A 21,896-nucleotide genomic window follows, 5' to 3' on the forward strand; every position below is an offset into this window, starting at 1 on the left:
ATAAACAGTACATACTGTTACTGGCACAAAGCCAGCAGAGACAGCGAGAAGGTAATATTGAAGATAAAAGACATCGTACGTATTGACCTGAGCCAATACGCACAAACCGCAAGAGCTTACAGCATGGAATTAAAGCAACTCTCACTCAGACCTTCCTGCTTGGAAAGGCGCTCAAAGTCAGACTTTGGCAGGCGAATATCCAGAACCACATCACCACTATCGGAGTAGGCTTCGGATTGAATAGCACCAAGCTGATAAAGACGGGCACGGATACGTCCCTGGGCAGGTTTCAGGGTTAACTGTCCCTGCAGCATATCATCAGAAAGCAACTCTTTGATGGCGTCCTGCAGCAGATCAGCACCCTCTCCGGTCACTGCGGAAACCCAGACCCGCACAGGACGCCCTTCATCATTGCGCTGGATTTTCGGCTCTACCCCCTGTAACAGGTCAATTTTGTTATAGACCTCCAACTGTGGCACTTCATCCGCATTGATCTCTTTCAGTACCGAATGAACCTGATCCATGTTTTCCAGACGCTCCGGATCATGGCTGTCAATAACATGCAGCAGAAGATCAGCCTGACGGGTTTCCTCAAGGGTTGCCCGAAATGCCTCCACCAGCTTATGAGGCAGGTGACGTATGAAACCCACCGTATCCGCAAGAACGACAGGCCCGATATCTGGCAAATCAATTCGCCGCAGTGTTGGGTCAAGGGTGGCAAACAATTGGTCAGCCGCATAAACCACCGACTCGGTCACGCGGTTAAACAGTGTCGACTTGCCAGCGTTCGTATAACCGACCAGTGATACCTGGGGAACCTCTGCCCGCTGTCTGGAACGTCGCCCCTGCTCCCGCTGCCTGCGCACCTTTTCCAAACGACGGCTAATGCTTTTGATGCGCGCCCTGAGAAGACGACGGTCAGTTTCCAGCTGGGTTTCACCCGGTCCTCTCAGGCCGATACCGCCCTTTTGCCGTTCAAGGTGAGTCCAGCCGCGAACCAGTCGTGTGCTCATGTGTTGCAACTGAGCCAGCTCAACCTGAAGTTTACCTTCAAAGGTTCTGGCACGCTGGGCAAAAATATCCAGAATCAGTCCGGTACGATCAATAACCCGGCATTTCAGCTCTTTTTCCAGATTACGTTCCTGGCTCGGAGAGAGGGCATGATTAAACAGCACAACATCGACATCGTGCAGGACAACCAGCTGACGGATTTCTTCAACTTTGCCGGGACCGACAAAGAAACGGGGATTGGGATGTTTGCAGCCTGCGGTAATAAATGCGGCAGACTCAACGCCAGCGGAGCGTACCAGCTCCATAAATTCCTGGGGGTCTTCCCGCTCACGCTCATCGTTCAATTCCAGATGAACAAGAACTGCGGTTTCACCACCCTCATGGCGGTCAAAAAACAAATAGATCTCCTAAACAGCCACGAACCGCACGAGCTGAGAACCAGCTAACAGACAACCTGAAAACAAGACTGCGCCACATGGCTCATTTTTAAAATAAATATAAACACCTGAAGGCACCTCAGGTGCCTTCAAGATGCATCAACAGAATTACTCATTCTCAGGCTGATCAGTACCCTGCATCGGCAAACGAACCGGACGGCTGGGAACGACAGTTGATACGGCGTGCTTGTAAACCATCTGGCTCACCGTATTCTTGAGAAGAATAACGAACTGATCGAAAGACTCAATCTGCCCCTGAAGCTTAATACCATTAACCAGGTAGATAGAAACCGGCACGCGTTCTTTACGCAGCACATTCAGGTAAGGGTCTTGTAGAGAATGCCCTTTTGACATTTCTGTACTCCTTTTAATTCTCGGGTTTTTGAATAGCCTTGTTTCACTTTGGGGAGGACTATCCGCTGGACCGGCTGTGCCAGTACTCATTGTTCAATATATGTACAGCCTATGAAATGCCGACTCACATTAAGCTAACCCAACACCGCACTCAATAAGTAATACTAGCTACTCCAACCAGTCCTGCCGGAACAATTAGAGGTTCTAAGGTACTACTTTATTAAGCAATAAGTCTAAACAGCCAATGGTTTATGGAAGAAAGTTACATTTACACCCTTGGCATTCCTCAGGGCTATGCACTTTACCTCATGACTATGAATTATACCGATGCTATTTAAGGGCACCCTCCAAAACTTTCAAGGCATCACCCGGCAGGTTGTTGGAAAACGTATCAAGCCAGTGAATATCAGGCCAGCTTCTGAGCCAGGTTAACTGCCTTTTAGCCAGTTGTCGGGTCGCAATAATACCTCTTTCGACCATCTCATCGTAGCTTAGTTCCCCAACAAGGTAAGACCAGGCCTGACGATAACCAACGGAACGGACAGAAGGCATGGTAACATTCAGGTCCCCACGCTGATAAAGCCGGGTTGCTTCCTCCAGAAAACCGTTCTCGAGCATCATTCTGAAACGCAGTGCAATGCGTTCATGGAGCACAGAACGGTCTTTTGGAGCCATCGCCAGGCTGACAATGCCATAGGGTAAACATTGTTCCTTCTGCTCCCTGTGCCATTGAGACAGCGGTTTACCAGTCAGCTCATAAACCTCCAGGGCGCGCTGCAAGCGCTGGGTATCCGAGGGTTTTATTCTCAGTGCTGCTTCCGGATCAACGCCTGAGAGCTGCTGGTGCAAAGATGCCCAACCCCGATCCCTTGCGCTATCCAGCAGCCGTTGACGAACCCCGGCATCGGCAGCGGGCATGGTCGCCATACCGTCCCTGAGCACCTTAAAGTACATCATCGTACCACCAACCAGCAGAGGTATTCTCCCACGGGCGGTGATATCGGCCATCAACGCCAGGGCATCCCGTCGAAAATCGGCGGCTGAATAAGATTCCGCCGGATCAAGAATGTCGATCAGGTGATGAGGCGCTGCCACCAGAACCTCAGGTTCCGGCTTGGCAGTGCCAATATCCATCCCTTTATAAATAAGTGCCGAGTCAACACTGATGATCTCAAAAGGCAGCTCTTTGCTGAGTGCTACCGCAAGGTCAGTTTTGCCTGAAGCGGTAGGACCCATCAAAAATACAGCGGGAGGGAGCCGCTTTTCCTCATGCGCGGACATAGGAGAATGTGTACCTGAAAATAATAAAAATGTGATTCTATAGGGAAGGTCTTTTTTTACAATGCAGGGAGACCCGATATTTCATTTTTTCAAAAGCCAGACCATTCTACCTTAGTTGCAAACAGTCTGGGATAATTTTATCGGAAAACAATTGCGCTAATACTTCATTCAGGTCTTTAGAATCAGAAATATCATTCAAGGCTTGTTTTAATTCTACTGAGCCCTGGTTCAAATTATCGATAAAACTGCTAATGTCATAAGCAGTAACATGATCAAACAAATTTCTCCAGCCAGGTGCCAATATCAGCTCCCCGCCACCTATACAACCAAATCCGGTATAATCACACCCCCCCTCAAACTTATAAACACTACCATCCTTTAGTTCGCCAAACATGATCCAGTTTTCTCCTTCATTTTCACCCTCCTGGTATGAGAAGACTTTGTCAATCTCCCTGCACTCAGTTGTGTATTCGACCATACCGGGCTGCGGCGTCCCCCGTGTTTCCCAGGAACCATCATCAACTAAAAAAGAATACCATGCATAATTACCCTCCCAGAGCGAACCATCAATTTCCACCGGAGTAAACACAATATTTCTCACCTCCTCTCTAGCGCTGAAAAATAAAGGCTTACACTCTGAACTGCTTATTATTGAAGCACCTAATCGACGAAGGTCATCCAGTCCAAGGTACTGAATTAATCGATCACTGATACCTTGAATATTTAATACCTGAGAATAAATATCTTCTTCTTTCAGCGGTAATTTATTTTTAACTGCCCTGGCATCCATTATTTTTGGATTACCGTTGTCTGATGGTTCCTCTGTACCCACTTTACTTTGGTCTGTGGTACTCGTAATAGATAACGAGTTTAATCTACTAGCCAATAATGCAGGATCCATACCCCACCCTCTTCACAATTTTTTTCACCTGAAATTGCATAGAAAAAGTGTCCAAGTTAATCCAGCGATTGACGGTTGGCTGAAACACCAACGCAATACCCGATCCGTATCTGAACCAGGGAGAAAACGGTACAGGACAATCGCATATTTTAATTCATGACTCAAAGGCAGATAATCAACACTCCATGATGGTAAAAAATTGAAAATCTGCCAGAAATCTTTCTGAAAATGCTGCCGCTTTATTCATTTATTGACATTTATCAGCTCCACGGTAAGAGCCCCTTATTTGCTCATTGTAGCGCACTGTCGTACATTACAAACTCTGAACTCGAGCTCTTAAGGCAAGCCGAAAAAATCTATAGAACAAAAACAATTAAAAAAAGGCGACACAATGAAGACCATTACCAAACTCAATCGAGTTGGCTATGCCATGGGGGACCTGGGCAACACACTGACCTTCGGTATGATGTCCACTTTCTTGCTGGCTTATTATACGGATGTATTGGGTATTACTGCCGCTGCAGCGGGGACGCTGTTTCTCGTTGCCAGAATCTGGGATGCGGTGAATGATCCGATCATGGGTGCTCTCTGTGACAAACTCTTCACCCGCAAGCATACCGGGGACAAGTTTCGCGGCTTTTTGATAAAAGGCAGCTGGCCTGTTGCGGTGGCAGCCATTTTTGTGTTTTGGGCACCACAGGGCCTGAGTGACCCACAAAAACTGATTTGGGCTTACGCCACCTACATTGTCTGGGGCATGGCATATACCTTTATCAATATTCCCTATGGTTCACTGGCGACGGTGATGACCAATGATAAAGGTGAGCGGGCCTCTCTTTCCGCTGCCAGAGGCGTCGGTAGTATGGCTGGCAATGTCGTAGGAAACATTGCCGTACCACTTTTCCTGTCGATTTTTGCCGATGACTTTGCCAAAGGTTATTTGTACTCTGCTGTCTTCGTCAGCACTTTTGCCATGATCGCCTATCTTATGTCCTACCGGTATACAGCTGAATATATACGACATGAGCCTTCAACCGAAAACATTAACATTTTTCAGGGTGTCGCCTCTCTGCGGAAAAACTCATTATTTCTCTGTGTGAGTATATCTTCCGCATTTATGCTGGCAGCATTTATGGCCCAGAGTGCCATTACCTACTATTTCCTGACTGAGAACCTGGATGGCCAACTATGGTTCATATCCTTAAGCTCAGCGGTCAGTGTTCTTGCTATCCTTCTCATTTCATCGTTTATCGGAAAGCTCGCCTTAAAGTTCGGTACCCGAAAAATTATGATTACCGGATTTCTGTCAGCCGGTATTACCGCTACCGTTTGCTTTTTACTGCCTGACTCAATTTATGTCATGTTCCTGTGGCTCTTTGTGGGCATTCCACTGATGCTACTTCCTAATTTGCTGATCTGGGCAAATGTATCTGACAGTATTGACTACAACTCTTACTTATCTGGTCAGCGTCAGGAAGGCGTCATCTATTCCAGCTATTCATTTGCCCGTAAGATGGGGCAGGCACTGGCAGGTTTCATCGCGGGTACGGGGTTATCTTTTATTGGCTATCAGGCAGAACAGGAAACACAGCCAGCCTCAGTATTGCTCGGCATCGATGCACTAATGTTCCTCTTGCCTGCTGCGGCACTGTTTATATGCGCGCTTATCTACTTTGTAATGTGGGATGAATCCAAGATCAAATCAGCCAGTGAAAGTGACGCAGACTTAAGCGGACAGCCCGCCTGATGTCTGGAACAGTTCAACTTCAAAATCCTTTGAAGTTGAACTGACAAGGATTCGACTTTAGTGTTTGAACTTTTTCAAGTTAATAAGCCAAAGACATCTTATTCAATTTGAAATCAGCTTTTTGTCGCCCTGACACTGGACTAATGGCTGCAGACAATGACCATGTGTAAATCCTTTTTATTCTTTCACCCCTAACTGCTCGTTAGTGACGTTTACATCGGGTTGGGACAAATTAACCACCAAAGTATCGTAATCTACCTTGAGTTTGGGCGATTCATCCACCAAAGGCTCGTACTTTTCCTCGGGTTTGGGCGAATCAGCCACCAAAGACTCGTTATCTTCCTCGGGTTTGGGGGATTCAGCCACCAAAGACTCGTTATTTTCCTCGGGTTTGGGCGATTCAGCCACCAAAGACTGGTAATTTTTACCGGGTTCGGGCGAATCACCCGGCAAAGGCTCGTGATTTTCCTCGGGTTCGGTCGAACCACACAACAAAGACTCGTGATTTTCCCAGGGTTCGGACGCACCACCCCCAAAAGACTCGAAAGGGACAGTCCCTTGGGCCTCAGCTTCATACCTCCCCACAAAATATAGGTCCGAATCTGGACCCGATTCTGACATATCGTTCCGATCTGGTTGTTTAGCCACAACACCTTGATCGGCTTTAGGCAGTAACGGCGTTGTCAAGTCTGCCGGGTCATCTTCCGATGGTTTTGGGCAGAAAACCGCCACTACACACGTTTTGACCAATCTATAACCAAAATTTAAACAGTTCTGACACTGATCAGGTTGGGCATCATTATCACTTGCTTCTTTCCAGACATTCGAGAAGAAACCTACTATTTTGGAACCATCATCAAAGCGCATATAAACCTCCTGAATCCCGTCAAACAGGAATTGATATTATTATTCGTACTTATATAAGACCTCTTATTTATGAAAAGATTCCATAAAATGTATTCATTTATCTTTTTCGGGTTAAAAGGGGTGAAAAATAGCACCTCGTTAACGGTACTAAAGTACAATTAATCTATTTGTCACACATGACTAATCCAGTACATCATTTCGATGAGTTTGATGTGTACAATCTCCGCTCAGGACGAACGGAGCTTGGGAGGCATTGATAGAAAGAACCCATCAATTGCATTGAAACCATGCACTAAGTAGCTGGCCATATGGAATCATATATTTCTGGCTACTTGGGCAGGTGCTATGCGAGGCACAACGGAGGGAGCATAGCCGTAGCTATGTGACCGGAGTTGTAACGAAGCAGAGTACCTGAACAAGGAGTCAGAAATGTATGATTTCATATGGTTAGCTACTTATGTCGCCGCTGTTTTCTTTCTCGGAATACCCAGGCGCTGGCGCCGCTCCCAGAGTGTTTTTCTACTGATACCCAGTTTCTGCGCAAGATCGGTTTCGGTCATCTGATCCTGGTGCTCAAGAACAAAACGCTGGAAGTAGTCTTCCAGAGTCAGACCATCCTGAAGTTCTTCGGCATCCTGACGAAACAGGGTCTGCTTCACACGAACGTCAATATCCAGGTTTTCCGGAGTGATGATATTGTCTTCAGAAAGAATGACACCCCGTTCGATGGCATGTTCCATTTCGCGAACATTCCCGGGCCACTGATACTGGGAAATGGCCGCCATGGTTTCGGGAGCCATTGAGAAGACGTCCAGCCCCATTTTGCCACAGGTTTTGGCCAGCAGTTTTTCCGCCAGCATCAGGATATCACTGCCTCTCTCCCTGAGTGGCGGAATGCGCAGTTCCACCACTTTCAGTCGATAGTAGAGGTCTTCACGAAACTCATTCTGTGCAGAGAGCTGACGGAGATTCCGGTGAGTAGCGGCAATCAGTCGCACATCAACCGACTGGGACTGTACTGAACCGACACGACGAATTTCACCTTCCTGAAGCACTCGAAGTAGCCTGGCCTGGGCTTCCAGTGGCAGCTCACCAATTTCATCAAGAAACAGTGTGCCACCATTGGCTGCTTCGATCAGACCGGTTCTGGCGGCGGTAGCCCCGGTAAATGCCCCTTTTTCATGGCCAAACAGTTCTGATTCAATCAGTGTTTCCGGAATAGCGGCACAGTTGACAGAAATCATCGGGCCATTGGCGCGTTTACTGTTTTCATGGATGGCCCTGGCAACCAGCTCTTTACCGGTGCCTGATTCACCCTGAATCAATACTGTGGCATCGGTTGGGGCCACCTTCTGTATTTGCCGGAACAATAGCTGCATGGCATCACACTGTCCCAGAATGTCATTAAAGCCATCGCCGGAGCATATCGCTTCATTGTTGCCCTGTTCCGCATCGCTGTCGGTACTCTGAACAGCCTGCTTTTCAATAGCTTCAGCCACGCGCTGAATCATCTCTGCATGATCAAAGGGCTTGGCAATATAATCCACGGCCCCCTGCTTCATGGTTGAGACTGCCGAGTTCAGGCTGGCATAGCTGGTCATAATCAGTACCGGGATGCCATTGGCCAGGTTGATCATTTCAGTACCGGGCTTACCGGGAAGCCTCAAATCGCTGATGATCAGCGAAAAAGACTGTTGTGTCAGGCAGTCTTGCGCTTCGTGAACAGAGCCTGCCTCGGTAATACAATATCCCTGTCGTTCAAGCAGACGACGCAGCGACGACCTGATAATTTCTTCGTCCTCGACAATCAGTATCTGCTCCTGACTCATGCCATGTCCCCCTGAAATTCCAACGGCTGCTCCCCTGTGTCTACCGTCTTCACTGAGTCAGACTCGTAGCGTGGAAGCGAAATGATGAAGCAGGTCCCCCGCCCTGTGAGTGGATCCAAAGGGCTCACCACCTGAATACTGCCAAAATGTTCCTCGATAATATTCCAGGTCAGAGCCAGACCCAGGCCCGTTCCCTTACCCGCTTCTTTGGTGGTGAAAAATGGCTCAAACAGCCTTTCCTGAATGGCTTTGGGAATGCCATGCCCCTGATCTTCAAAACGAAGGGTGACCGTGTGCTGGTTGGCTGTGGTGCTGACGGAAACAACACTCTCCACCGTGCCAGTGCCTTCCTCTGAGGCATCGGCGGCATTTTTCAGCAGATTGATAAACACCTGTTGTAATTTTTGGCTGTTACCGCTGACGCAGAGACCATCGATGCACAGATTACGGAATACGATATTGCTGTTCTTATGGCTCAATTGCAACAGACTGATGGCTTCCTGGATGGTTCTGAATACCTCTACGGGTTCGGCTACCGATGGAGAATCACCGTTGTGCCCGTTTTGCTCTCCCCCTTTCTGACCAGAGTGAGCATAAGACACCAGTGTTTGCACAATGCGGCTGACCCTTTGGGTTTGTTCCAGTATTTGCCGGGAACTCTGTTGTATATCCGGTCCGATGATAGTGCGCTCATCTCCTGGGCAAGGCAGTCTATACCGGTAATCGGGTTGCCAATTTCATGGGCAACACCGGCGGCCAGCTGCCCGATAGACGCCAGTCGTTCACTGTGAAAGAGCTGTTCTTCCAGCATTTGGGTTTCTGTCTGGTCCTCCAGCAACATGACCTGATTACCACCGGTACCGGAAACCGGTGCCTGAACTGCGGCTTTGTGCAGGCTGAAATAGCGGGTGCTGCCCTCCATTTCAACACAGTGCTTGTTCAGGTGATTGTCGGGGAGTTGCATAAAATCATTGAGGACCTGGTTCCAGGGAGCAGGAATGGTCTTCAGGGGCATCCCCAGAACAGCACCGGCAGGAATGCCGGTCAATTCTGCCATGGCCTGATTCCAGAGCATCACTTCGCCGGTGTTGTTCGATGATTCAGGATGATCAACCGACGTGCTCTCCATGGCAGCGTCAATGGAGCAGACGGCCATGGGCAGGCTGTTCAATGTGTCCCGGTGATAACGTCTCAGGCTATCAAGCTCACCAGCCAAACCGGTCAGTTTTGAGTGATACGCTTCCAGCCGGGATTCCATAAAATGGATATCTTTGGGGACGTAATCATTATCAACATCCAGTGGCAAAAAGGAGTCGACGATGTCATGGGCAATGGTGGGTCCCATAAGCCCGGACAGATTATTCTCAATACGCTCCCTGAGTCGTCTCAGGGAGTGCGGACGGTTGTCGTCCGGTCTCATATTGAGATCGGTCAGGGCTTTATTGATTTCCGTCTGCGCCGCTACCGGCCCCAGAGGGGCACTGAGCACCTCCTGAAATTCGTAGGAAGAGCGGGCCTTGGGGATTTTGTAGGGCTGCTGACGTACTTCACGAACCAGGCAGGCGGCCGCTGCACTGCGCTCTTCATCAGGCATCCTGGTAAAGCTGGAGACCAGGTAAAACACCAGCACATTCACCACCAGTGATGAGACGGCAGCAATATACCAGCCATCGTTAGTGATGGTGCCAAAGTTGACGCTGCGGATTGGGAAAATCTCAAGTCCCATGGTTAAAGGCAGCATCAGGGTAAAGAACCAGACTGTGGTTCCAGAGAGAATACCGAGAATCAGCCCCTTATGGTTTGCCCGGCCCCAATAGAGCGTAGACAGAGTACCAGGCAACAGTTGCAGGGCTCCCACATAGGCGACGATGCTCAGGCTGTACATGTCCACCTCGTTATGCAGCAGCCGGTAAAAGCCATAACAGGCGAGGATCAGGGTGGCGATAATCAGACGTTTTACATTGGTCAGCCAGCGGTAGATATTCATCTGGACCTGGGCCGACTCTCCGGACTGATAAAGGGTCTGATAAAGCGGCAGGATGACGTGATTCAACAGCATGGAAGACAGTGACAGTGAGGTCACCATAAACAGGCCACTGGCCGCCGAAAGCCCACCGATATAGGCGATGATGGTCAACCATTCACTATCCACGGCATGGCCAATAGCCAGTGGAAAGTACTCAGGCGGATAAGGGCTGCCGATTTTGAGACCCGCCCAGAGAATCAGAGGGGTGGAAATACTCAACAGTAATAAAAAGAATGGCAGGCCCCAGCTGGCAGTGAATAGCATTTTTATGTCGCGGTTTTCGGCAAAGGTCATGTGAAACATGTGGGGCATAACCACGGCAGAGGCAAAAAACATCAACAGCGTTGTTCGCCAGGGGCCATCTTCCAGATGAGAGTTCATCCCGATGATGACCTCAGAGTTGGCTTCAAGCCAGTGGTTTAATCCGGAAAAACCACCAAACACTTCGACGATGACGACGCCGCCCAGCAGCGCCATAATCAGCAGTTTCAGCAGCGACTCAAAGGCAATTGCCACCACCAGACCATCATGCTGGTGGCGGCTGGCCAGGTGTCGGGTACCAAACATCATGGTCAGTAACGTGACCATAATACAAAAACCGAAGGCCAGCATTTCCGGAGAGGTGTCATCGCTCAGCAGATAAACGCCGTCTGCCACGGCCTGTATCTGCAGAGCCAGCAGGGGAAAGGTGATAAACAGCAGCAGCAGTGTACTTAGCGTACCCGCCACGGGGCTTCGGAAACGGAAGGCCAGCACATCGGCCAGAGAACTGAGTTGATAGGTGGAGGTTATTCTTAATATTGGCACCAGCAGGACAGGTGCTAATAAAAATGCACCGCTCAGGCCAAAGTAAAAACCGAGAAAAACATAACCATCGTCGTAGGCAACCCCGATACTGCCATAGTAGGCCCAGCTACTGGCATAGATGCCCAGGGACAGAACATAGGTTGCCGGGTGATGAACCACTCTGCGCGGGATGATGCCTCGATCCGTCGCCCAGGCACAGAGAAAAAGAACCGCCAGATAGGCAACACTGGCCAGAACGATATACTTCAGTTCAAAGCTCATCGCTGTTACCCCTGATCTGAAGGGTAAAGCCCGCGACAATCAGGATGAACCAGAGTATCCAGGGCTGATACCACTGTTCACCAAACGTAATCCACCAGCCCATGATGGCTGGAGAAAAAGGTAAATACCGATCACCAGAAGCAGAACCAGGCGGTAGATATACATATTACGTCTGTGCAGTTTTGCCGTTGGACGGACATGGTAATGGTTATATGGGTAAACCGCAAAAGATTACTGGCAGTCTATTCTCGGTCAGGCTCCTAGTACATGGTTTCAATGAGTTTGACGTGTACGATCTCCGTTCACCCTGAGCGGAGTCGAAGGGTGCTTGGCACGATCTATCAGAGTCCGGAGTTTCCGCCTTTAGGCCCTATGGGTCCTTCGACAAGCTCAGGACGAACGGAGTGCGGAGGCACGACAACCCGTCAAACTCATTGAAACCATGTATTAGACACGCTCATGCTCGAAGAGGGCTGAAAATTCCTGTGACTGTTGATGGAAGGGGATTTTTTCCATATTTTCGACAGGTGAGTCCAGCGTGTCAGGTTCATCTATCGACCTATACCCCATTGCCCGGATATCGGCAAACGTTTTATCCATGGTGGCCTGATGCGTTGCTTGTAAATGAGCCTGCAGCTCACGCCTCTGGCCAAAATTTGTACGACAGGCAAGACAGAATGTCTTATGAAGGTAAAAACCCTTCACTTTTTTATTATCCAGAGGAATAAAATTATTCTTCTTTTTGGTTGCCAGGGCATTGAGGTGTTTATTAAATGATTCAATATCGTGGTAGATCACCTGGCAGGGAATAGCCGCCAGTGTCTTGGGCGTTGCAAACTTCAGAGTGCCTGGTGTAAACAGAGACTTGACCAACTGTGGCTTGCCCTGCAAATAGTTAATGGCAGCCTCTGCCTGTTTCGGGTTTTTAGCAAACCACTCAAGGATTTCAGTCGTGCTCATCTTGTATAGCGGTTTGTCAGTATCATGTTTATGATGTTTATAAAGTTGACTCAACACTTTATCGTATTTTCGTTGCCCGGCAGGTTTTGGTGAAAGTCGCTGACGTTTTTTGACTGTTTCAGGGACTTTAAATTTTTTATTTAATACTTCGTTAACCAGCTCGCGATGGAGCCTGTCAATCATACAAGCCGGACGGTGTTCTTTCTTACACTGGCTTTCATCGTTGAGCGTGTGCTCATAGCGAGACACTTTAGCGAAAGAACCGGAAGGGGAGACTTTCTTACAATCACCAGAGAGTTGTGTGCGCTTTCTCTTATTTCGGTTTGGTGTCTGTGTTGCAGGCAGTGCTGTCTGCTTATCTTTCTCAGGCACGAGGGTGCCTTCTGTAGAGTAGTTTTTTGAATAACAGGCCTCAATGTTTTTAATAATATTTTGTTTCAGCATAAATTCTCTGTTTTTGTTCTCTCTTTTGGTAACTCTCTGCTTCAAACCATTCCGACATTCGCAGAGATAACGGGTCGCTTCGCAAATGGTACACTCTGAGCAGCGGCAAGTAATAAATTTGCTTTGTTGTTCCAGCAGCTTTTCGTGCTCATGGGCCAACATGTCTTCAGGTCCTGAATCTTCAGTCAGTGTTAAATCACCCAATAGGTCTGGAATGGCTGTACTTTGTGCGTAGGCAGGGCTCATTTGCCAATACCGTTGCTCGGCAGTGGGTAATTTTTTAAAGGCAGCAAGTACCAGGTCCAGTTGTGCAGCAGTTGCTTTAAAGGGAACAGGAACGCCAATTTGTTGTTCAACGGCCAGTTTTTGCACCTTAAGGTAATTAATGTATTCTTTACGTTTTTTATAATAGGCCTCTCCGTAGCTGATGTTGCCCAGACTATCCTTTCTGGCGGCAAATCCCTGCTCTTTGAATTGCTTCTTAATCAACTCTGCCTTCTTTTTTTTAATCTGCCTGGTGGTATTTGTAATGGCATCAGTGAACCGTTGCCTGGCTTTCAGTTGCCTTTGTTCTTGCTGGTATGCCTTGAATTCTTCTGTTCCTAAAAAAAGTTTTTGATGACAGGGGTTGGCATAAAATTGAGACAGCGTTTCTTTTATTCCAGGAATAGGCGGTAATGTCTTCCAGTCAGGCATTTTAATGGGGTTTGCTAACTGATTAGTGGTGCTATCGAAGTATCTTCCGTTGGCTATTTCTTCTAGTGTTCCTCTAGTCAGAAAACCCTTTAATTTATATTTCATCAGGTAGTCATAAATGCTGTCCAGATAAAGCGAAGCAATGGTGATCTTGGGGATTACCTTGGACTCGACAGTTTTGCAAGCCTGATCCTGCTTGTCCGGATCCTGCCACTGAGAATACAGGGGAGCCAGTTGTTCTTCCTTATTGTTAAAAGCTCTACTGATCAGCAATTTTAATGTTTCATTCTTATGGCCCTGCCATAATGGTGGATTGGTTACCAGCAGAAAAGCAAAAGCGCCAATATCGTAAGTCGATGAGATGCCTTTTTCCAGCTCCCGTTGAATGACATTGTCAAATTGTTCTTTTCGACTACCACCTTTACGTTCTATGGTATTGTCGGATATCGCCTTGGTAAAGGAAATAAGCAGATGGCTAACTCTATTCACGGTGCATAGATTTTTACTCATTAAGGCGTCGAACCAGATGTCTTTGATCAGGCGGAAAAAGGCCAGATACCCTAACGGTGATGGGGTCTTACTGTAGCCTCCATAGTCGTTGAAACAAACTTCTGATGTCGAACCGAAGTTAAACACCATATCGCCTTTTACTACCAGTTCTGGCCAGTGAGTTTTGATATATTCAGCTTGCTTTACGAGCGGAGGAGGCCATCCCCCAACGATGGTTTTAATTTTATCTCTATCGGGCCACAGGGAGGCGTAGTGTTGGTCACGATTGTTTTTGGCCTGATTTTTTAACATATCCGAATATTTTCTCAACTCATCCGCCAGACGGATTTTACCCTGTACGCCTGATGTCTGGTTAATGGCTTCACGGAATTGGTGATAGAGAGGGGAAGCATCAGTGCCAGACTCTGAAGACAGAAAGTGGGATATGGCGTTATAGCTGGGGGTGGTGTTTCTTTCTCGCAATGTTTTCTCTGCAGCCTCAATTTCCTGTTGTGAAAATCCCCGAACCTTCAATTCCTGCAGTTCCAATGGTCTTATCAAGGTCTCTCGTGAGTGAAAAGTACCAGTTGCTGGCACAGGGTGCTCCGGTGAGCCCGTGACAGGCATTAGCCAGAAACTTGGATCCTGAGGGTTTTCGGTTATATAAGTCTGGGACGTATTAGCCATTGTGGTAAACCTTTTTGCAAACTGAATGTGTAACTAACCAGCTGAAATAATTAATTAAATTCCTTTTATTAAATATTTTTACTGTTGTTCTTTGATTATTGCAGTGGAAATAAGTTCACTTTCAACCTTGGAGTAAGATTGAGGCTAATGTCTTGCTTTTGCGGTGATTATCTTGCTATCCGTTTTTTGCCCGTTGTTCGTCGGGGAGACGTGTAATCACACGACGAAAGGTCAAGTTGATCCTCGGCTCTACTGGTCTTGCTGTTTTTGTCAGGCAGTGCTGCCAGTATTTTTGGGTAGTTCCGGCCATTAACAACAGGGAGCCTGAGGTCAGGTCAAAAGTGTAAGGCTGGATGTCTTTTCGGTATTTGTGGCGCAGCCGGAATCGTCGTGTCGCGCCCAGATTGAATGAGGCAATCACCGGGTTTTCGCCTAATTCCGGCTCATCGTCACTGTGCCAGCCATTGCTGTCCTGTCCACTGCGATAAAGGTTGATTAATACCGAGTTAAAGCGATGGCAACAGATTGTTTCGACCCATTGTTTAATAGCGATAACGGGCTGACTCCATGGCTGTGGAGAAAGCGCCAGACCTGAATATTGATAGTGTGCATCAGGATCCCCCATCCAAACCTGGAGTCTGGGCACCGGCAGGGTTTTACCGTAAATGGTTATCTGTTCCTGCTGCCAGGGCAGTGTCGAGTGCAGCTCTGAGTACAACTGACATCCTGTGGGTTCGGGGATGATCTGCGGCCATAAAAGCAGGCGGGCATCGGCAGGGGTGTATATTTCCGGAGGTGTTGTAACGGCGCTGAAGGTATTCAATGTTCGGGCTCCTGACAACTTACTTGAGCACCAGTGCACGTCTCAGGTCTGCCGGTGTATGAAGGTTTGCGCCAACAGAGTCTGAGACTATTGCAGGTTTACAGTCCAGGCGCATCGTAAGTGACCCAGTAAATCATTTCACCGGGACAATCGCTACCCAGAACATCGACCATAATATTATCAATTTTTAATTTGCCTATCTGTTCCAGCCACTGGTCATCATCCAGCTTTTGTTCCAGTAACCAGCTGGGTACGGATTGGCTGTCCGAGTTGTACCATGCCACCGGGAAACGCATGCCTTTGGGGAGGCGGCTGCGTTTTACACTTAACGAGGCATCACAACGAACCACCAGGCTGTCCGCCACCTGCTGACGTTTACGGAGATATTTACTGGACTCTTTGGCAAATTTTTCTACGTAGGGACTCAACAGCTCTTCCTGTCGGGTTTCCAGACAGTAGTCGTAGGCGCGGCTGACTTTACTGTTCTCAAAGCCCATGATGCCGCAGGCTTCGGTTACGCGGCTTTTTACATCCTGGCTGAGTTCTGTATACCAGGGGGCATTGGGTCCGAGCACCCTTTGAGCTTCCAGTGTGGCAACAAAGATCAGGTTTTCGTCCGGTGTAAAGCAGGATGATACACCTTGTGTGTGAATGGGGGACTTCATCGTTATAGACGGTTCTTGACGTATAAGCTGTTCCCGGGTTCGTCTCGCGGCATCACAGAAGTCAGGGTTCTCTGCCGCAGGCCTGCTGGAAGTACCACTCAAAGAGGAAAAAGTCAGGGTATTTGCCGTCAGGTTTACGGCGAAAAATGACAGAGCAGCAGCCAGAGCTGTTTTAAAGACTATCGACATATTCGCTCCTTGAACACATCTTTTTGTTGTGGCCCATTTCCAGGTGCCTGAAGGCCTCTGGACAGGATTTATTCAACCATATATAACATGTTCGACAGGATAACGGTAGGCTTGCCCGGGGTCTGTTGACGTTTCATTGCCCGTCCTTCGGGTTTATGGCGACTGTCTGAGCTCAGACTCCCCGTTTCGCTGGAATTGCCGCAAAACGTCAACGGTCGTCCAGAGAGTTCTGCAAAATCTCTTTTTTTCCCGCCATGTTGCTCATGGTCCAGTTTTTTATTCCCCAGGACAGGATCTCTTCAACAGAGTTCATCAACAGGTCTGGCTCTGGTTTCAGGCCAAATGCCGACAATGCCTTGATCATCAGTGGACGGGGGTTGTCCAGTGGTATGGCGGGCGCATGGTTTTGCTTGCTGAGTTTATGGCCGGGGTTCCGGGTAATCACCGGAACATGGGCATAGACCGGGTGCGGATACTGTAGCTGGCTTTGCAGATAGAGCTGTCTCGGGGTTGAATCCAGAATGTCTACCCCCCTGACAATATGGGTAACCCCCTGAAAGTGATCATCAACGCAAACGGCCAGTTGGTAGGCGTATAGCCCATCTTTGCGCTTGAGAATAAAATCACCAAGGGCGCTTAAATCAAACCGCTGATCGCCCTGAATACGATCCTGAAATTGCATGATATCGTCATGGCACAACAGCCTGAGGCTATGGGGCTGGTTTGGGATGCCACGATGATGGCGACAGTAACCGGGGTACACACCGTTCAAACCGGCCAGTTTCTTGCGGGTGCAGGTACAGGGGTAAAGTCTCTCGGTACGGAGCAGAGTGTCCAGGGCCTGGTCATAGGCTTCGCTGCGATCACTCTGAAACAGCACGCTGTCATCCCAATGCAGGCCATAAACGTCCAGCGCCTTGAGAATCAGGTCGGCCGCTTTGGGCTGTTCTCTTGGCGGGTCAATGTCTTCCATGCGCACGAGCCATTTTCCCTGATGGGCCTGAGCATCCAGATAACTGGCCAGTGCCGCAACCAGAGAGCCAAAGTGCAGAGGGCCGGAAGGAGACGGCGCAAAACGTCCAACGTAGGAGGGGGTGCTCAGTGTGTCGCCCATAGGAAGTGATGATCAATCAGGCAAGTGGTCTTGAGTGAGTGCCGTCAGGATTTGTCCCGGAATAACTTCATCATTTTACTCAGTCGGGGAAAAGGTCGCTGGCCGCCACCGGCAAAAGCACAAACGGTTCCGGCTTTTCGGGTAGCGTCTGTAGAAATGTCGAAGTGATTTCAGGACAGTTCCTTAACTATAAAGAACCGGTCGACAATGAATCAGACTATGGTACTAACGTACCATAGTCTGATTCATCATCCGGGTACATCAGTTACCCAGCTGTCTTTCCTTGATCTCGGCCAGTGTCTTACAGTCGATACACAACGTAGCAGTGGGGCGGGCTTCCAGGCGACGAATGCCGATTTCTACGCCACAGCTGTCGCAGAAACCGTAATCGTCTTCTTCGATCCGGGACAGCGTATCGTTGATTTTCTTGATCAGTTTACGCTCACGGTCACGGGTTCTCAGTTCAAGGCTGAACTCTTCTTCCTGACTGGCGCGGTCCGCCGGATCAGGGAAGTTCGCGGCCTCATCCTGCATATGGTTCACTGTACGATCCACTTCTTCCATCAGCTCCTGCTTCCAGTTTTGCAGGATCCTGGTGAAGTGAGCGATCTGTTGCTCGTTCATGTATTCTTCCCCATCCTTTTCCTGGTAGGGGGTATACGATTTGAGCAGATTGCCTGTATCCGCGTTTTTCTGTGCTGACATGATTACAGCCTCACCACCTTCTATTCATGAGCCAGGGGATCTCTCAAATGAGCAAGAATCCTGGATCTCTCCATTTAGAGGCGCTCGCGTTCTGCCTGTTGAAAGCAGCCTCTGCGATCCCTCTGTTACTGCCGGTAAACCGGCTCCCTGAAAGCCAAGGTCAACACCACGGGTGCCTGGCGAGAACAAAAGCTCCTGGCACTTGCCTCTTGCCTTCCTTAAAGAAGCGGAGAAACTACCAAAACCCATGGCAAGACGCCATAAAAAAATGTCATCCGCTTTCTGACATTGACCAAAACCTGTACTCAGGTCAACTGATAATATTCTCCGAATCTGCTACCCAATGGATTCAGAGAGCCTGTCAGTCCTGTAGGGTCAGGTATGATGAATCGGCATCTTAGGATGCTATTTTAGAATTTCAATACGTAAATTAATGAAATTAAGTAATGAGCACCCCTGATGAAATACGATAATAGGCTATCTGAGGCCCGCCTGATAAAAAGATACAAACGTTTCATGGCCGATGTTGAGCTGGCTGATGGCTCACAGATTACCCTGCATTGCCCGAATACCGGCTCCATGAAAAACTGCCTCTACCCGGGGTATCGGGTATGGTATTCCGACTCAGGAAATCCCCGGCGTAAATACCCCTGTACCTGGGAACAGGCGGAAATTCCGGTGGCGTTTAACGGCGAAGAACGCCTCACCCTGGCAGGGCTGAATACCGGACGAGCCAATGCCCTGGTTGAGGAGCTTGTGCGGTCTGGCCAGGTGTCAGAGCTGTCCGGCTACCAGAGCGTCCGCCGTGAAGTTCGTTATGGTGAAGAAAAGAGCAGAATTGATCTGCTGCTGCAACAGGAGGGCCTGCCTAACTGTTATGTGGAAGTTAAAAGTGTCACGCTGGCAATGGGGAATGGGCTTGGCCTGTTCCCGGATGCCGTCACCAGCCGGGGCACCAAACATCTGCGAGAACTCACCCAGATGGTTGCTGATGGCCATCGATCCGTGTTGTTTTTCTGCGTTCAGCATACCGGTATTGACCATGTGGCGGCGGCACAGGCGATTGATCCGGTTTATGCAGAAGAACTGCAAAAGGCGGTTGCTGCTGGCGTGGAGGTGATGGCCTGGGGGGCAGACATGTCGCCGGACAACATTACCTTGGTCCGGCAGTTGCCGGTTGGATAACAACCCAATGCCCTGGTTCTGTTCGGTGCCCGTGAGAACGAAGATGTGAGTTGTAGCACTGAGCAATATGAATCGTGGCACTGGAATTTTTGTCGCTGCCTTTTAGCTGTGCAGGCGTTCAGGTAAACCGCAGGAATCGGAGATATGGCACACCTATGGCCTGCCAGGGTAGCTCCGGCTCGCTCTACCGTGACAGCGGCAGGTAGATGTACTGCGTTACCGAATACGGCAGCGGCAGCGACTTGACCGCCTGCTTCATTGGCAGCTTGTTGCGATCCAGGTGTTTGATCAATCGGCCCCGGATGCTGCTCCGGCAGCGCGATTTGAGAGACGGCAAACGAGGGACAGAAATAAAATTCTGGATGATGTTTTTTGTTGCAGGCGTTCCATGTTGCCAGGCGGCCCGACCATGCTTATCCCTGAGGTTCGGATCAGCCCCGTTTACCAGAAGTGTCTCGACAATCGCATTGCGATCTTTGCAAGCAACGAGGCAGGCATTGACTGCCTGGTGCAGCGGGGTATGACCGCCCTTTCCGGGCATATTCGGGTCAGCTCCGCTGGCCAGCAGGGTCTCGACAATAGCAAGGTGACCCGCATCAGCTGCCCGGTGCAGCGGGGTGTAGTTGACAACTCCGGGCCTGTTCGGGTCAGCCCCCTTGACCAGCGCCACTTCAACTTGATCCGCCCATCCATGAATGGAAAATTTCTGCAACAGGCTGTTCCAGTCCAGCTGATGGGCTTTAGGTAACAGGGTTTTGTACACCTCGAGATGACCGCAGTCAACAGCAGATTGCAAGGCTGTCAACCCATTCATGCACTTGAGGTTCGGGTCAGCCCCGGAGGCCAGCAGGGTCTCGACAATAGCAGAGTGACCAGCGATGGCTGCCCTGTGCAGCGCGGTGTAATTGCCATTTCCGAGAATGTTCGGGGCAGCTCCGTTAGCCAGCAGGACCACGACAATAGCAAGGTGACCAGCGGCAGCTGCCCCGTGCAGCGGGGCGTGGCCATCTACAAGAGTGTTCGGGTCAGCTCCTTTGGCCAATGCCACTTCAACTTGATCCTCCCATCCATGAAAGGAAAAGCCCTGTAACAGTCTGTTCCAGTCCAGCTGATGGGTAACAGGTAGCAGGGTTTTGTATACATCAAGATGACCATATTCAACGGCAAAGTGTAAGGCTGACATCAAACCCCGGGTGAGGTTCGGGTCAGCCCGGTAGGCCAGCAGGATCTTGACAATAGCATGGTGACCCTCCTTAGCGGCATGCTGCAGCGGGGTGTAACAGGCATATAGGTAATTGTTCGGATCAGCCCCGTTGGCCAGAAGGGTTTCGACCCTGGCAAGGGCACCATCTTCAGCTGCTTCAGCCAGAATGTTGATAATGTGACGTACTCCCTCAATAGAAATTCAGGTTTGATCCGTCGATAGGTTACCTTCCTGACCCTTGCTATTCGGGTGCTGTGTCCAGTTTAGATAGGATTTGCTGAACAAAAGCAAATTTTTAGACCAATTGATTGCAACCGCACGACTGCATGGATGCAGGAGCCAGAGCTACGCAGGAGCAGTTGCCGTGTAGGGCAGTCTATTTCCGGCCAGCCTCCCGGAGCAGCTCCGACTCGCCCTACAGTGACAGCAGGCGATCGACATACTGCATTGCTGGAGGATTAAGCGGCAGAAACCTGACCGCCTCCTTCATTGGTAGTCCGTTGTCGGGCAGACACTTGACCAGCCGACCCCGGATGCTGGCCCGGCAGTAGAATTGGAGAGAGTGAGGTACAGACATGAAATGCTGGATGGCTTCTTTTATGGCTTCTGTCATTGCACATTGACAGGCTGTCCGTCCATTCCAGTCTTTGAATTTCGGGTCAGCCCCGTTGACCAGCAGAGTCTTGACAATATCAAAGTGACCATCCTCGGCTGCCCTGTGCAGCAGGGTTTTGTGGTAAAAATCGGGAATATTCGGGTCAGCCCCGTTGGCCAGTGCCGCTTCAACTTGATCTTTCCATCCTTCATAGACAAGTTTCGGTAACAGGCTGTTCCAGTCCGGCTGATGGGTTACAGGTAACAGGGTTCTGTATACATCCGGGTAATCACTGTTAAGTCCAGATGTCAAGGCTTTCCGTCCAGTCCCATCCTTTAGGTTCGGGTCAGCCCCAATGGCCAGCAGGGGCTCGACCATAGCATGGTGACCTTCGAGAGCGGCAAAATGCAAGGCTGTCCTTCCACTAATGTCCTTGAGGTTTGGGTCAGCCCCGTAGGTCAGCAGGGTCTTGGCAATAACATGGTGACCAGCGTTAACTGCCCGGTGCAGCGGGGTTTCATTGTTATTTCCGGGAATATCCGGGTCCGCCCCCTTGTCCAGCAGGGTTTTGACCATGACATGGTCACCACAGACAACTGCATACTCCAGTGAATTCATG

General features: G+C 49.4%; 17 protein-coding genes. 2 read left to right on the forward strand and 15 right to left on the reverse strand.

Features of this window, described 5'->3' with window-relative positions; genetic code table 11:
- Nucleotides 1–116: 116 nt before the first annotated feature.
- The 4 genes from hflX to O3276_RS11530 all read right to left on the reverse strand — a co-directional run bounded on the left by hflX (nucleotide 117) and on the right by O3276_RS11530 (nucleotide 3,984).
- Nucleotides 117–1,409, reverse strand: coding sequence for a ribosome rescue GTPase HflX (gene hflX / locus O3276_RS11515; RefSeq protein ID WP_269675746.1), 1,293 nt, complete (start codon nucleotides 1,407–1,409; stop codon nucleotides 117–119).
- A 147-nt stretch (nucleotides 1,410–1,556) separates the two neighbouring features.
- Nucleotides 1,557–1,802, reverse strand: coding sequence for an RNA chaperone Hfq (gene hfq / locus O3276_RS11520; protein ID WP_101745449.1), 246 nt, complete (start codon nucleotides 1,800–1,802; stop codon nucleotides 1,557–1,559).
- A 330-nt stretch (nucleotides 1,803–2,132) separates the two neighbouring features.
- A complete protein-coding gene (gene miaA, locus O3276_RS11525; RefSeq protein WP_269675747.1) occupies nucleotides 2,133–3,038 on the reverse strand; it encodes a tRNA (adenosine(37)-N6)-dimethylallyltransferase MiaA in 906 nt (301 codons plus the stop codon).
- Nucleotides 3,039–3,189: 151 nt separating this feature from the next.
- On the reverse strand, nucleotides 3,190–3,984 hold the full coding sequence (locus O3276_RS11530; RefSeq protein ID WP_269675748.1) for a hypothetical protein: 795 nt from the start codon (nucleotides 3,982–3,984) through the stop codon (nucleotides 3,190–3,192).
- A gap of 391 nt (nucleotides 3,985–4,375) precedes the next feature.
- On the opposite strand from O3276_RS11530, the gene O3276_RS11535 reads away from it, so the two are divergent.
- Nucleotides 4,376–5,731, forward strand: coding sequence for an MFS transporter (locus O3276_RS11535; RefSeq protein ID WP_269675749.1), 1,356 nt, complete (start codon nucleotides 4,376–4,378; stop codon nucleotides 5,729–5,731).
- 177 nt (nucleotides 5,732–5,908) lie between these two features.
- Here O3276_RS11535 and O3276_RS11540 read toward each other — a convergent pair whose 3' ends face one another.
- The 9 genes from O3276_RS11540 to dksA all read right to left on the reverse strand — a co-directional run bounded on the left by O3276_RS11540 (nucleotide 5,909) and on the right by dksA (nucleotide 18,293).
- Entirely contained in the window at nucleotides 5,909–6,598 is a 690-nt protein-coding gene (locus O3276_RS11540; RefSeq protein WP_269675750.1) for a hypothetical protein, read from the reverse strand.
- Between the two features lie 455 nt (nucleotides 6,599–7,053).
- Entirely contained in the window at nucleotides 7,054–8,427 is a 1,374-nt protein-coding gene (locus O3276_RS11545; protein WP_269675751.1) for a sigma-54-dependent transcriptional regulator, read from the reverse strand.
- On the reverse strand, nucleotides 8,424–9,029 hold the full coding sequence (locus O3276_RS11550; protein WP_269675752.1) for a sensor histidine kinase: 606 nt from the start codon (nucleotides 9,027–9,029) through the stop codon (nucleotides 8,424–8,426). Before O3276_RS11550 ends, O3276_RS11545 begins: the two co-directional genes overlap by 4 nt.
- Complete coding sequence (locus tag O3276_RS11555; RefSeq protein ID WP_269675753.1) at nucleotides 8,960–11,521, reverse strand: ATPase; 2,562 nt, start codon at nucleotides 11,519–11,521, stop codon at nucleotides 8,960–8,962. The genes O3276_RS11550 and O3276_RS11555 overlap by 70 nt, the downstream gene beginning before the upstream one ends.
- A 447-nt stretch (nucleotides 11,522–11,968) precedes the next feature.
- A complete protein-coding gene (locus O3276_RS11560; RefSeq protein ID WP_269675754.1) occupies nucleotides 11,969–14,797 on the reverse strand; it encodes a hypothetical protein in 2,829 nt (942 codons plus the stop codon).
- A 175-nt stretch (nucleotides 14,798–14,972) separates the two neighbouring features.
- A complete protein-coding gene (locus O3276_RS11565) occupies nucleotides 14,973–15,620 on the reverse strand; it encodes an alpha-ketoglutarate-dependent dioxygenase AlkB family protein (RefSeq protein WP_269675755.1) in 648 nt (215 codons plus the stop codon).
- Nucleotides 15,621–15,718: 98 nt separating this feature from the next.
- A complete protein-coding gene (locus O3276_RS11570) occupies nucleotides 15,719–16,474 on the reverse strand; it encodes a hypothetical protein (RefSeq protein ID WP_269675756.1) in 756 nt (251 codons plus the stop codon).
- Between the two features lie 208 nt (nucleotides 16,475–16,682).
- Nucleotides 16,683–17,588, reverse strand: a complete 906-nt coding sequence (gene gluQRS / locus O3276_RS11575) for a tRNA glutamyl-Q(34) synthetase GluQRS (protein WP_269675757.1) — start codon at nucleotides 17,586–17,588, stop codon at nucleotides 16,683–16,685.
- A 261-nt stretch (nucleotides 17,589–17,849) separates the two neighbouring features.
- Nucleotides 17,850–18,293: an RNA polymerase-binding protein DksA gene (gene dksA, locus O3276_RS11580; RefSeq protein WP_101745459.1), complete on the reverse strand. Its 444-nt coding sequence runs from the start codon at nucleotides 18,291–18,293 to the stop codon at nucleotides 17,850–17,852.
- 459 nt (nucleotides 18,294–18,752) lie between these two features.
- Between dksA and sfsA the strand changes: the two genes are divergently transcribed.
- The gene (sfsA, locus tag O3276_RS11585; protein WP_269675758.1) at nucleotides 18,753–19,478 is read left to right on the forward strand and encodes a DNA/RNA nuclease SfsA; all 726 of its coding nucleotides are present in this window, start codon (nucleotides 18,753–18,755) and stop codon (nucleotides 19,476–19,478) included.
- A gap of 184 nt (nucleotides 19,479–19,662) precedes the next feature.
- Here sfsA and O3276_RS11590 read toward each other — a convergent pair whose 3' ends face one another.
- Together O3276_RS11590 and O3276_RS11595 are read right to left on the reverse strand one after the other, a co-directional pair.
- Complete coding sequence (locus tag O3276_RS11590) at nucleotides 19,663–20,883, reverse strand: ankyrin repeat domain-containing protein (protein ID WP_332328257.1); 1,221 nt, start codon at nucleotides 20,881–20,883, stop codon at nucleotides 19,663–19,665.
- Between the two features lie 214 nt (nucleotides 20,884–21,097).
- Entirely contained in the window at nucleotides 21,098–21,895 is a 798-nt protein-coding gene (locus tag O3276_RS11595; protein WP_269675759.1) for an ankyrin repeat and SOCS box protein, read from the reverse strand.
- Nucleotide 21,896: the final 1 nt, after the last annotated feature.

Origin of the sequence: Endozoicomonas sp. GU-1 (assembly GCF_027366395.1) — a bacterium.
Lineage (GTDB): Bacteria > Pseudomonadota > Gammaproteobacteria > Pseudomonadales > Endozoicomonadaceae > Endozoicomonas.

Bases quoted from the DNA above. Each gene is read 5' to 3' on its own strand.
- hfq (WP_101745449.1), bottom strand. From the start codon at position 1,802: ATGTCAAAAGGGCATTCTCTACAAGACCCTTACCTGAATGTGCTGCGT.
- miaA (WP_269675747.1), bottom strand. From the start codon at position 3,038: ATGGGTCCTACCGCTTCAGGCAAAACTGACCTTGCGGTAGCACTCAGC.
- O3276_RS11530 (WP_269675748.1), bottom strand. From the start codon at position 3,984: ATGGATCCTGCATTATTGGCTAGTAGATTAAACTCGTTATCTATTACG.
- O3276_RS11535 (WP_269675749.1), top strand. From the start codon at position 4,376: ATGAAGACCATTACCAAACTCAATCGAGTTGGCTATGCCATGGGGGAC.
- O3276_RS11540 (WP_269675750.1), bottom strand. From the start codon at position 6,598: ATGCGCTTTGATGATGGTTCCAAAATAGTAGGTTTCTTCTCGAATGTC.
- O3276_RS11545 (WP_269675751.1), bottom strand. From the start codon at position 8,427: ATGAGTCAGGAGCAGATACTGATTGTCGAGGACGAAGAAATTATCAGG.
- O3276_RS11555 (WP_269675753.1), bottom strand. From the start codon at position 11,521: ATGAGCTTTGAACTGAAGTATATCGTTCTGGCCAGTGTTGCCTATCTG.
- O3276_RS11560 (WP_269675754.1), bottom strand. From the start codon at position 14,797: ATGGCTAATACGTCCCAGACTTATATAACCGAAAACCCTCAGGATCCA.
- O3276_RS11570 (WP_269675756.1), bottom strand. From the start codon at position 16,474: ATGTCGATAGTCTTTAAAACAGCTCTGGCTGCTGCTCTGTCATTTTTC.
- gluQRS (WP_269675757.1), bottom strand. From the start codon at position 17,588: ATGGGCGACACACTGAGCACCCCCTCCTACGTTGGACGTTTTGCGCCG.
- dksA (WP_101745459.1), bottom strand. From the start codon at position 18,293: ATGTCAGCACAGAAAAACGCGGATACAGGCAATCTGCTCAAATCGTAT.
- sfsA (WP_269675758.1), top strand. From the start codon at position 18,753: ATGAAATACGATAATAGGCTATCTGAGGCCCGCCTGATAAAAAGATAC.
- O3276_RS11595 (WP_269675759.1), bottom strand. From the start codon at position 21,895: ATGAATTCACTGGAGTATGCAGTTGTCTGTGGTGACCATGTCATGGTC.